8 protein-coding genes are annotated in these 12,372 nt (G+C 65.5%); 6 read left to right on the plus strand and 2 right to left on the minus strand.

Annotation, left to right across the window (positions count from 1 at the left end):
- The first annotated feature begins 62 nt into the window (after positions 1 to 62).
- On the plus strand, positions 63 to 4,142 hold the full coding sequence (gene hrpA / locus ACODS0_RS21075) for an ATP-dependent RNA helicase HrpA (protein WP_488836964.1): 4,080 nt from the start codon (positions 63 to 65) through the stop codon (positions 4,140 to 4,142).
- A 23-nt stretch (positions 4,143 to 4,165) separates the two neighbouring features.
- Here hrpA and ACODS0_RS21080 read toward each other — a convergent pair whose 3' ends face one another.
- Complete coding sequence (locus ACODS0_RS21080) at positions 4,166 to 4,522, minus strand: hypothetical protein (protein WP_488836966.1); 357 nt, start codon at positions 4,520 to 4,522, stop codon at positions 4,166 to 4,168.
- Positions 4,523 to 4,754: 232 nt separating this feature from the next.
- On the opposite strand from ACODS0_RS21080, the gene ACODS0_RS21085 reads away from it, so the two are divergent.
- Entirely contained in the window at positions 4,755 to 6,449 is a 1,695-nt protein-coding gene (locus ACODS0_RS21085; RefSeq protein WP_488836968.1) for a long-chain fatty acid--CoA ligase, read from the plus strand.
- 98 nt (positions 6,450 to 6,547) lie between these two features.
- Here ACODS0_RS21085 and ACODS0_RS21090 read toward each other — a convergent pair whose 3' ends face one another.
- On the minus strand, positions 6,548 to 6,922 hold the full coding sequence (locus ACODS0_RS21090) for a PilZ domain-containing protein (RefSeq protein ID WP_055397452.1): 375 nt from the start codon (positions 6,920 to 6,922) through the stop codon (positions 6,548 to 6,550).
- 224 nt (positions 6,923 to 7,146) lie between these two features.
- Here ACODS0_RS21090 and ACODS0_RS21095 point away from each other — a divergent pair, with 224 nt between their 5' ends.
- From ACODS0_RS21095 to ACODS0_RS21110, 4 genes are all read left to right on the plus strand, one after another.
- Positions 7,147 to 10,011 carry an EAL domain-containing protein gene (locus ACODS0_RS21095; protein WP_488836970.1) on the plus strand — a complete coding sequence of 955 codons (2,865 nt, stop codon included), beginning with the start codon at positions 7,147 to 7,149 and terminating at the stop codon, positions 10,009 to 10,011.
- 247 nt (positions 10,012 to 10,258) lie between these two features.
- Complete coding sequence (locus ACODS0_RS21100; protein WP_228895041.1) at positions 10,259 to 10,750, plus strand: hypothetical protein; 492 nt, start codon at positions 10,259 to 10,261, stop codon at positions 10,748 to 10,750.
- A gap of 143 nt (positions 10,751 to 10,893) precedes the next feature.
- The gene (locus ACODS0_RS21105) at positions 10,894 to 11,670 is read left to right on the plus strand and encodes a 2OG-Fe dioxygenase family protein (RefSeq protein WP_488836972.1); all 777 of its coding nucleotides are present in this window, start codon (positions 10,894 to 10,896) and stop codon (positions 11,668 to 11,670) included.
- Positions 11,671 to 11,806: 136 nt separating this feature from the next.
- Positions 11,807 to 12,244: a universal stress protein gene (locus ACODS0_RS21110; protein WP_055397444.1), complete on the plus strand. Its 438-nt coding sequence runs from the start codon at positions 11,807 to 11,809 to the stop codon at positions 12,242 to 12,244.
- The last annotated feature ends 128 nt before the right edge of the window (positions 12,245 to 12,372 follow it).

Below are 12,372 nucleotides of genomic sequence, written 5' to 3' on the forward strand. Positions count from 1 at the left end.
CAACCGCGCGCATGGCCCGTGTTGCACGCGGCCAACGCCCGGCTCGGATAATGCAGCCCTCCATGACCGAATCCGCGCCTCCCCACCCCTTGCCAACCGCCCCGCGCACTGCGCCGCTGCGCATCACCTTTCCTGAGTCCCTGCCCGTATCGGGCAAGCGCGAAGAGATCATGGAGGCCATCAAGAAGCACCAGGTCATCATCGTGTGCGGCGAAACGGGCTCAGGCAAGACCACGCAGTTGCCCAAGATTGCACTGGCGCTGGGCCGGGGCAAGTGCAACGCCAAGCCAGGCACCAAGGGCCAGCTCATCGGCCACACCCAGCCGCGCCGCATTGCGGCCAGCAGCGTGGCCAAGCGCATTGCCGAAGAGCTGAACACGCCGCTGGGTGATGTGGTGGGCTTCAAGGTGCGGTTCCAGGACCGCCTCTCCCGCGATGCCTCCGTCAAGCTCATGACCGACGGTATCTTGCTGGCCGAGACGCAGACCGACCCGCTGCTCAAGAACTACGACACCATCATCATTGACGAGGCGCACGAACGTAGCCTCAACATCGACTTCCTGCTGGGCTACATCCGTCAGATCCTGCCGCGCAGGCCTGATCTGAAGGTCATCGTTACCTCGGCCACGATTGATGCGGACCGGTTTGCCAAGCACTTTGAGTCGGCCAAGGGCCCGGCCCCCGTCATCATGGTGTCGGGCCGCACCTTCCCGGTGGAGCAGCGCTATCGCCCGTTTGAAGAAAGCCGCGACTACGGCCTGAACGAGGCCATTGCCGATGGCGTGGACGAACTCTGGCAAGGCAATGCGGCCGGTGACATCCTGGTGTTTTTGCCCGGCGAGCGCGAGATCCGCGAGGCCGCCGACCACCTGCGCAAGCACCTGTCGCACCAGCCCGTGATGCGCAACGCCGAGGTGCTGCCGCTGTTTGCGCGCCTATCCCAGGCGGAGCAGGACCGCATCTTTGACGGCCACACGGGCCGCCGCATCGTGCTGGCCACCAACGTGGCCGAGACTTCGCTCACCGTACCAGGCGTGCGGTACGTCATTGACGCAGGCACAGCGCGCGTGAAGCGCTATTCTTTCCGTAGCAAAGTCGAGCAACTGCTGGTCGAGCCCGTCAGCCAGGCCGCCGCCAACCAGCGTGCTGGCCGCTGCGGCCGAGTGGCCAACGGCATCTGCATTCGCCTGTATGACGAGGCCGGTTTCAATGGCCGCCCCCGTTTTACCGACCCCGAAATCCTGCGGTCATCGCTGGCAGGCGTCATCCTGCGCATGAAGTCGCTGCACCTGGGCGACGTGACGCAGTTCCCCTTCATCGAGGCGCCTTCGGGCCGCGCGATTGCCGACGGCTACCAGCTGCTGGCCGAATTGGGCGCGGTGGATGACGCCAACGAGCTGACCCCCATGGGCGTGGAACTGTCGCGCCTGCCGCTGGACCCGCGCGTGGGCCGCATGATCATCGAGGCGCGCGACCGCAAGGCGCTCGATGAAGTGCTGGTGATTGCCAGCGCCCTGAGCGTGCAGGACGTGCGCGACCGTCCCATGGAGGCGCAGCAGCAGGCTGACCAGGCGCACGCCAAGTTCGACGACGACAAGAGCGAGTTCAGCGGCTACCTCAAGCTGTGGAAATGGATCAACGAAGCGCGGGGCGGAGCACCCAGCCTGCCATCGGCCCGTGCCCAGAAGGCGATGGCCGCGCAGAAAGCGCCTTCGCAGGCCTACTTGCCGGTGGCGCAGCGCAGTGGCGGGGGCAGCCCTGCCGCAGCGCCTGCTGCTGTACCCGCCGCCGTCCCCGCTGCGACTCACAAACTCAGCAACCGCCAGTACGAGCAGCTGCTGCGCCAGAACTTCATCAGCATCCGCCGCCTGCGCGAGTGGCGCGACATCCACACCCAGCTGCTCACGGTGGTCACCGAGCACAAGTGGCAGATCAACACCCAGCCCGCCAGCTACGAGCAGCTGCACCTGTCGATGCTGGCCGGGCTGCTGGGCAACGTGGGCGCCAAGAGCGACGAGGAAGACTGGTACCTGGGCGCGCGCGGCATCAAGTTCTACAAACACCCCGGCGCGCACCTGAACAAGAAGCCCGGCCGCTGGATCGTGGCGTCGGAACTGGTGGAAACCACGCGCCTGTTTGGCCGGGGCATCGCGGCCATTGAGCCGCAGTGGCTGGAGCAGATTGGCGGGCATGTGCTGCGCAAGCAGCTGCTTGACCCGCACTGGGAGAAAAAGTCTGCCGAAGTGGTGGCGCTGGAGCGCGCCACGCTCTACGGCATCGTCGTCTACAACAACCGCCGCGTTAACTTTGGCAAGGTAGACCCGCACGCTGCGCGCGATGTGTTCATCCGCGAGGCGCTGGTGGGCGGCAACTGGGAGACCAAGCTGCCCTTCCTGGCCGCCAACCAGAAGCTCATTGCCAAGGTCGAAGAGCTGGAGCACAAGTCGCGCCGCCAGGACGTGCTGGTGGACGACGAACTCATCTACGCCTTCTACGACCAGCAGCTGCCGCCCGAGGTATGCAGCGGCCACAGCTTTGAGGCTTGGTACCGCGAAGAAAGTAAAAAACAGCCTGATCTGCTCAAGCTCACCCGCGATGAGCTGATGCGCCACGAGGCCGCAGGCATCACCACCAATGCCTTCCCACGCACCGTGCGCCTCGGTGGTGTGGACTGCGCCGCCAGCTACCTGCATGAGCCCAGCGATGCGCGCGACGGCATCACCGTGACCATCCCGCTCTTTGTGCTCAACCAGGTGAGCGACGAGCGCTGCGAATGGCTGGTGCCCGGCATGCTCAAGGACAAGATCCAGGCGCTGCTCAAAAGCCTGCCGCAGCGCCCACGCAGCCGCTTTGTGCCGCTGCCCGAGTCCGCCACCCGTCTGGCCGCGCTGCTGGGCACGCCCGAGCGTTTTGGCACCGGCAGCCTCACCGATGTGTTGCTCAAGCAGGTGCGCGACGAAACCTCGCTGGATGTGAAGCGGGCGGACTTCAAGCTCGACATGCTCAGCCCCCACCTGTTCATGAACTTCCGCGTGGTGGATGAGCACGGCCGCCAGCTGGGCCACGGCCGCAACCTGGGCGCGCTCAAGGCCGAATGGGGCGCCAAGGCGCGCGGCGCATTCCAGGCGCTGGCAGGGCTCAAGCTCGGTGGCGGGGCGGCAGAGAGTGAAAAAAATGAGTCAAAAATGCCTCCAGCGCTTGATGGTAAAGCGCAAGCAGCTACTAAATCAGGAGTAAAGGGGGCAGCGCCCGCCACCGCGAAACCTGCGAGCGTCACCCCATCGACCCCCGCAGGCCAGCGCTACACCACCTGGACGTTTGGCGAGCTGCCCGAGCTGATGGAGATCAAAAAGGCCGGGCAGACGCTGATCGGCTTTCCGGCACTCATCGACGGCGGCGACGCTGTGACCATCGAGGTTTTTGACGAGCCCGAAGTCGCCGCCGCCAAACACCGCGCGGGCCTGCGCCGCCTGTTTGCGCTGCAGATCAAGGACGCCCTCAAGTACCTGGAAAAAAACATCCCCGACCTGCAGAAGATGGCCGTGGCCTACATGCCCCTGGGCACGCAGGAAGAGCTGCGCACCCAGATCATCGACGTGGCGCTGGACCGGGCCTTTTTGCTCGACCCGCTGCCCACCGACGAATACGCCTTCAAACGCCGCGTAGAAGAGGGCAGGGGGCGCCTCACGTTGATCGCCAATGAGGTGGCGCGCCTGGCCGCCACCATCCTCACCGAATACGCAGCCGCCGCCCGCAAGATCAAGGACACCAAAAACGCCCCCGAAGCCACTGCGGACGCACTGCAGCAGCTGCAGCGCCTGGTGCCCAAGAACTTCATTGCCGTGGCCCCGTGGACGCAACTGGCCCACTACGCCCGCTACCTCAAAGCCATCACGCTGCGGCTTGATAAATACCGCGCCGACCCCGCCCGTGACGCTGCCAAGCTGGCCGAGCTGCGCCCGCAAGAGCAGCGCTACTGGCGCCTGGTGGCCGAGCGCAAGGGGCAGGTGGATGCGCGCATGCAAGAACTGCGCTGGCTGCTGGAGGAACTGCGCGTGAGCTTCTTTGCGCAGGAGCTGCGAACGCCCCAGCCGGTGAGCGTGAAGCGGCTGGACAAGCTGTGGGCGCAGGTCAATAGCTGATGGCCGGGGTGGAGGCCTGCGCCTTACCCCCTGGTCCAGATCTTGATCGTCACGTACATCGTGTAGCCCAGGGCGAGCACCATCCACACCACAAAAAACAGGTTGGCCCAGTACTGGCCGGAATGCTCTGCCAGGGTGTAGACCTGCCCGGCGCAGCCCTTTCCAACGCAGGGAATTTCGCGCAGCACCACTGCGCGCAGGGCTTCGAACAAAAGGTAGCACCCCAAACCGGCAACGAGCAAGAAGCCGATGGGCCCGACAGGTGGTTTGGTGAACTCATCGTTCTCGTCGCGCAAGCCCTGGTTGAGCAACTTCTGTCCGTACCGGTAAAAGAAGTAACCGACCAGGAGCATCAGGGCGTAGTAGACGAGGGTCAGCATGTCGTCGAGTCTTGGTAGGTAGGAGGAACAAGCGGCGTGGCGACGATGGTAGCCGACGCATCTCGATCACAGCTGCCCCAGAAGCGCTGGCGCTGCGCCGCCAGCCTGTGGCCACTGCGCCGCGTGCGACCGGTACCTCGGCGTCACATGCGCGACGCAGCATCAGTGCCATCCCCAATGCCGTGGGGCACCATGCGAACTAGGCTGTGTTCTTCAAAGGAATCCCTGCTCCATGCGCGCTCACTACAAGTTCTGGCCCCGCCGGCTGCCCAAGTCCATCACCCTGCCGTCCACCTCGCTGTGGGACAACCTGGCCACCAATGCACGCCGCTACCCTGACAAGGCGGCGCTGGTGTTTTTTGGGACCACGGTCAGCTATCGGCAATTGATGGAAGGCGCGGAGCGCCTGGCTGCGCGGCTGGCCCAGCTGGGCGTGCAGCGCGGCGACCGTGTGGTGCTGTGCATGCAGAACTGCCCGCAGCTGGTGATGGCGCATTTCGCCATCCTGCGGGCCAATGCGGTGGTGGTGCCGGTCAACCCCATGAACCGGGCCGAGGAGCTCAAGCACTACATCACCGATCCCGACACCAAGGTGGCGATCACCACGGGTGATCTGGCCCCCGAGATGGCCAAGGCCAGCAATGCGTTGGCCCCTGGTGAGCGCCTGGCGCATCTGGTGGTCACGCAGTTTTCGGATGCGTTCGACGTGAACGTGACCGGCATCGATGCGCCGCCCGAAGCATGGATGGACTGGCTGGGCACGCGCCACCCGCTGCCTGCACTGGAGGGCGGGCAGACCCACGCCTGGACGGACGCCCTGGCCTGTGCGGAAGCGCCACCCGCCCTGTCGGTAGGCCCGGCCGACCTGGCGCTGCTGCCCTACACCAGTGGCACCACCGGTCTGCCCAAGGGCTGTATGCACCTGCACAAAAGCATCATGCACAACACGGTGGCCGCCAGCCTGTGGGGCAATGGGTCAGCCGACAATGTGACGCTGGCGGTGGTGCCCATGTTCCACATCACCGGCATGGTGAGCGTGATGCACACGTCGATCTACTGCGGCGCCACGCTGGTCATCATGCCCCGGTGGGACCGCGACCTGGCCGGGCGCCTCATATCGCGCTACCAGGTCACCACCTGGACCAACATTCCCACCATGGTCATCGACCTGCTGGGCAGCCCGAACTTTGCCAGCTATGACCTGTCCAGCCTGGCCTATATCGGTGGGGGTGGGGCCGCCATGCCGCAGGCCGTGGCGCAGCGCCTGCTGGAGCAGTATGGCCTGCGGTATTCCGAGGGCTATGGCCTGACCGAGACAGCCGCTCCGTCGCACGCCAACCCGCCCGACCACCCCAAGCAGCAGTGCCTGGGCATTCCGTTCATGAGCACCGACGCGCGGGTGATCGACCCCGACACGCTGCAGGAGCTGCCCGTGGGCGAGCAGGGCGAGATCATCATCCATGGCCCCGAGGTGTTCGAGGGCTACTGGAAGCGGCCCGATGCCACGGCCTCGGCCTTCATCGAGTTCGAGGGCAAGCGGTTCTTCCGCTCGGGGGACCTGGGGCGCATGGACGAGGACGGCTATTTCTTTTTGACCGACCGGCTCAAGCGCATGATCAATGCGAGCGGCTTCAAGGTCTGGCCTGCCGAGGTGGAGGCGTTGATGTTCCGCCACCCAGCCATCCAGGAGGCCTGCATCATCGCCGCCAAAGACAGCTATCGGGGCGAGACGGTCAAGGCCGTGGTGGTGCTGCGCGCCACGCACCAGGACACGACCGAGCAGCAGATCATCGACTGGTGCCGCGAGAACATGGCGGTCTACAAGGTGCCGCGCATCGTGCAGTTTGTGGCGGCGTTGCCCAAGAGTGGCAGTGGCAAGGTGATGTGGCGGGCGCTGCAGGAGCAGGAGGCTCAGTACGGGCCGTAGCAGTTGCAGTTGCAGTGGCTGTGGCCCATGGGCGTGTGGCCAGGCCGGGAATCGGAGTCAGGGGCTGCCATTGGCAGCCCTTTTTTCCATGCCCCGGGTCAGTGGGATGGCGTAGCCAGCGTCAGCTCGCCCAGGTCGCGCTCCAGCAAGGCGGGGTCGCCCAATTGCAGTTCGATCAGGCGGCGCAGGTGGGTCACGCTGTCCAGATCGATGCCCCGGCACAGCAGGCCGGTGTGCAGGCCTTCGGTATGCGCGACTTCGGTGGACATGGCGATGTGGTTGCCGGTTTCGGCCAGGGGAATGGTCAGCTGGCAGAGCATGCCCGGCTCCAGGTCGGCCTGCGCGGGCACCATGATCAACGCGCCTTTGAGGGACAGGTCCAGCACATGCACGCTGAATGCGTCGGTGGATGTGGTCAGCAGGGCCGGTGCGTCAAAGCCGACGCGGACAAAGTGGCGGCGTTCGTGGGGCATCGCTGTCTCCTGGGCGAAGCGGGGGTGGGCACATGCTACTCCAAGCCCGGCGGTGGCAGATTGCATTTGGATGTTTTTGCAAGCTTTCGTTACCATGGGTCTTATTTCCCTGATTTCGATAGGGCCAAGCTGTGAGTCCATGCGTGTACCGGTTCGGGAGCCATTGCGTCGGCTGGCTGCGATGGGCAGTGCTGTTGGCGTTGCTGTGGGCATGTGGCGTTGCGATGGCGGCTCCGCGCGAACTGCGCGTGGGGGTGTACTCCAACGAACCGAAGGTGTTTGTGAACGCGGAGGGCAAGCCCTCAGGCATCTTTGTGGACCTGCTGCAGCTGGTGGCCACCCGAGAGCAGTGGACACTGCGCTATGTGCCCTGCGATTGGCAGGACTGTCTGGATGCGCTGGCAGCCGGGCAGATTGACCTGATGCCCGACGTCGCCCGCACCAGCGAGCGCGAACGGCTGTTCGACTTTCACTCCTCGCCTGTGCTGCACAGCTGGTCGCAGGTCTACCGCGCGCGGGGCAGTTCCATCCAGTCGATGTTCGACCTGGCGGGCAAGCGCGTGGCGGTGCTCAAGGGCTCGGTGCAGCGCGCAACCTTCCAGAGCATGATGGACAGTTTTGGCATCGCGGTGCTGCTGATCGACGCGTCCACACTGACCGAGGCTTTCGAATTTGTACAGAACGGCGATGCGGATGCGGTGATTGCCAACCACCTGTTCGGCAACTTTCATGCGGCCCAGTATGGGCTGGCGGATTCGGGCATCGTGTTCCAGCCCGCCACCTTGTACTTTGCCACCGGCCTCGGACGCAACGCCGATGTGCTGGATGCCATTGATCGATCAGTGCAGGACTGGCGCAGCGGTGCCGACGCGCAGTACACCCAGGTTCTGCGCCGCTGGGGCGGGCAAGAGCAGGGCGCGCGCATTCCCCCCTGGGTGTGGTGGGGTGTGGCGGGGCTGGCGTTGTTCGGGCTGCTGGCCGCGCTCTCGGCCGTGGTGCTGCAGCGCAAGGTGCAGGAGCGCACACGCCACCTTCAGGTCAGCGAGCAGAAGCTGGCGGCCATCCTCGACAGCGTGGGTGCCTTCATCTACATCAAGGGGCGGGACTATCGCTACCAGTATGCGAACCACCATATCCTGGAGCTGTTCGGGCGGCCCGCGAGCGAGGTGGTGGGGCAGGACGACACGGCTTTTTTTGACCAGGCCACTGCCGTACAGATCCAGGAAAACGACCGGCGCGTTCTGGAGCACGGCGAGCGGCTGGAGGTGGAAGAGGCCAATACCCACCTGGCCGATGGCGTGACCCGTACCTACCTGTCGGTCAAGATTCCCCTTCGCCTGCCCGACGGCAGCATCCACGCGCTGTGCGGTATCTCCACCGACATCACAGAGCGCAGCCGGGCCGAGGAGTCGCTGCGGATCGCGGCATCCGTGTTCGAGTCGTTCGAGGGCATGGTGGTTACGGGGCCGGACCAGCGCATCCTGAAGGCCAACCAGTCGTATGCACGCCTCACGGGGTATACGGTGGAGGAGCTCGTGGGCCAGACCCCCGCATTGCTGCAGTCTGGCCGCCACGATGCGCAGTTTTACGAAGGCCTGCACAGTGCGCTGCGCAGCACCGGTGCCTGGCAGGGCGAAGTGTGGAACCGGCGCAAGAACGGCGAGGTGTACCCCGCGTGGATCACGGTGACGGCTGTGCGTTCTGCACAAGGCGAGGTCACGCACTATGTGGGCACGCTGACCGACATCTCGCACCGCAAGGCGGCCGAGGAGGAGATCCGCCTGCTCGCGTTCTACGACCCGCTCACCGGTCTGCCCAACCGCCGCCTCATGAACGACCGCCTGCAGCACAGCCTGGCCACCTCGGCGCGCTCCGGTGCGGGCGGGGCGCTGCTGTTTGTGGACCTGGACAACTTCAAGGATCTGAACGATACGCAGGGCCACGAGTTTGGTGACCAGCTCTTGCGCCAGGTGGCGGCCCGCCTGGGCGGCTGTGTGCGCAGCGGCGACACCGTGGCGCGGCTGGGGGGCGACGAATTTGTGCTGCTGATCGAGGGGCTGAGCCCACAGGCCCACGAAGCCGCCGCCCAGGCAGAAACCGTGGGGCGCGCGGTGCTGCTCGCATTGGCGCAAGGCTATCCGCTCGGGGGGCACACGTACCACAGCTCGTGCAGCATCGGCGTGGCGCTGTATGCCGATGCGCAGGGCTCAGTGGACGAACTGCTCAAGCGGGGCGACATGGCCATGTACCAGGCCAAGGGTGCCGGGCGCAACACGATGCGGTTCTTTGATCCGCGCACACAGGCCGCCGTCACGGCGCGCACGGCCCTGGAGTCCGGGATGCGCGAGGCCTTGCGTGACGGCCAGTTCCTGCTGCACTACCAGGCCCAGATCAGCCAAGCCCACGGCATGGTGGGGGCCGAGGCGCTGGTGCGCTGGCAGCACCCGCAGCGGGGGCTGGTGTCGCCGGCCGAGTTCATTCCGGTGGCCGAGGCCTCGGGCCTCATCGTGCCGCTGGGGGCGTGGATATTGCGCACTGCCTGTCTGCAGCTGGTGGAGTGGGAAAAAGACCCGGCCACCGCCCCCTGGACCTTGGCCGTCAACGTGAGCGCGCGCCAGTTCCGCCACCCGCACTTTGTGGACGAGGTGCTGGGCGTGCTTGAAGAGACGGGGGCCAACCCGCAGCGCCTGAAGCTGGAGCTGACCGAGACCCTGCTGCTTGACGACGTGGAGGACACGGTCGAGCGCATGACCACGCTGCGGGCGCTGGGCCTGGGGTTTTCGCTCGACGACTTCGGCACCGGGTATTCGTCCCTGAGCTACCTCAAGCGCCTGCCGCTGGACCAGCTCAAGATCGACCAGAGTTTTGTGCGCGACCTGCTCACCGATGCCAACGACGCCAGCATTGCCCGCACCATCGTCACCCTGGCCCAGAGCCTGGACCTGGGCGTGATTGCCGAAGGCGTGGAAACCTGCGAGCAGCGCGACATGTTGGCCAGCCTGGGCTGCCACATGTGGCAGGGCTACCTGTTTGGGCGGCCCGGACCTGCCAGCGCACTGCGGGAGGCGCCGGCAGGGGCGGTGGTGTAGGGCCGTCTGTTGTTGGAGGGTGCTTCTGTTTTGATAGCTGCTGGCGCTTGATAGGTAAGCGCTAGGTGCAAATTTTGCTTGTAAAATTGACCCCTGCGAGGCCGGCAAGGGGTTCTGTCGCCATTTCCTTACATCCTGTGCACCCTGCGCGGTGTAGGGTGTGGCAGGCCTTGTTACAAACCAGGGCCAGCCTACCGCAGCCGCCCAACAGGTGGCGGCTCCGGTTGGCAAAAACAAGGAGTCCCCCATGAAAAACACCACCATGACCACGATGCACTCACTCCGTCTTCTCCTGTCTGGCGCGATGGCCGCGCTGCTGCTGGCAGCCGCTGGCGGCGCCCACGCGCAGGCCTATGTCAACGCCACCGTGGGCGGCGAACTGGCGCCCGGCGTGTACGGCCGCATCAACATCGGCAATGCGCCACCGCCGCCGCTCATCTACGCCGAGCCGGTCATCATCCACCGCCCGGCAGTGGTGGTGCCACGGGCACCCATCTACCTGTATGTGCCGCCCGGCCATGCCAAGAACTGGGGCAAACACTGTGGCCGCTACAACGCCTGCAACCAGCCGGTGTATTTTGTGCAGGAGCCACCACCACGCCGTGGCCCTCCACCCCGTGCCCACGGCCGCGATGACCGCCGCTGGGACGACGACCACCGCCACGGTGGCAAGCACGACCGTGACCATGACCGGGGGCGCGGCCATGGCAACGGCAAGGGCCACGGCAACCGCGATTGAAGGCTAACGGCGAGCGGCTAACGACTGAGGGGGAAGGCCGATATCACAGTGCTGCGGGGTGCCACGCAGGTGGCAGGCCCTGCCACATCTTGCTTGAGCCACCGCAGAAGACCTGCGGCGCCAGCGGTTAAGCTCGGGCTTCTATGGCCCAAGTCACTTTTTCTCCTCCGTTCACGGCTCCCTCCGATGTGGCGAGCCAGCTTCGCCAGGCGGGCTACGCCGTTCTGTCGCCTGCCGATGTGGCCCGCTGGGTGGGCTGCGATCTTTCGTCGCTGATGGCCCTGAATGGCGACTGGGCGGCGTTGCCGCCCGATGATTTTCTGAAGGACGGTGGCCGCTACCGGCGCCGTCGCCATGCGTGTTTTGTGGTGCAGGGCGGGCAACTGCAGCAGGCACCGCACCGGGCGCACTGGCAACCTGTGGAATACAACGCGCTGCATGGCGGCATGGAGCGCTGGTTTGCGCCCATGGAGGCTGCCACCGTGGCCCAGCCGGTGTGGCAGCAGCTGCTGGCTGCGCTGGCCGGGGTATCCGATGCCGTGTTTGTCCCGTCCGAGGCGCCCGTGCCCTGGTTCATCGAGGCGCACCAGTTCCGCATCGACACCACCGACGGCATTGGCCGGCCCACGCCCGAGGGGGCGCACCGAGATGGCGTGGACCTGGTGGCCGTCTTCCTGGTGGGGCGCGAGGGCGTCAAGGGCGGCGAGACGCGCGTGTTCGAGGCCGCAGGCCCGAGCGGCCAGCGCTTTACGCTGACCGAGTCGTGGTCTTTGCTGCTGCTGGACGATGCTCGCATGATCCACGAGTCCACCCCCATTCAGCCGTTGGCCGAAGGCGGGTACCGCGACACCCTGGTGGTCACCTGCCGCCGAGGCAACTTTCAGGGGGCGGACGTGGTGGGGCAGACCCCGGCAGCCTGAACACAAGCGCCTGCAGCAGCGCATGTGTGCAGCCGATTTGATGCGAATCAAGATGCGGGGTATGGTGGCGGTTCACACTCTGGTTCAAGAAGTCGGGCCACAAGCTTGACTCACCCATCAACCCAAGGAGAGCACCATGTTCAAGCACATTCTGGTTCCAGTCGATGGTTCCAACACCTCGATGCTGGCCGTGTCCAAGGCGGCCGGGCTGGCCAAGACCTTTGGCAGCGCCGTGACGGCGGTCTATGTGGTAGACCCCTATCCCTTCACGGGCGTGGGGGCCGATTTTGCGTATGGCCAGGCGCAGTACATCAATGCCGCTACCTCCGAAGCCAACGCGGCCCTGGAAGCCACGCGCAAAGCCATGGCCGAAGCCGGTGTGGCTGTGACCACCGTGGTGGGCGAGGGCCATGCCGTGCACGACGGCATCCTGCGCGCGCTGGAGAGCACAGGCGCCGATCTCATCGTGATGGGTTCCCACGGTCGGCGCGGCCTTGAAAAGCTGGTGCTGGGCAGCGTCACGCAGCGCGTGCTGGGTGTGGTGCATATCCCCGTGCTGGTGGTGCGCGACTGAGCGAGTTGCTCCATAAAAAAACGGCTCCTTACGGGGCCGTTTTTCATGGCGGTTCTCGACAACGCTGCGCATCCGCTTCCCACAGCTCGCGGAACAGGCACGCCCCGTACCAGTGCACCCGTGGATCT

Source organism: Acidovorax sp. FG60, from assembly GCF_057808995.1.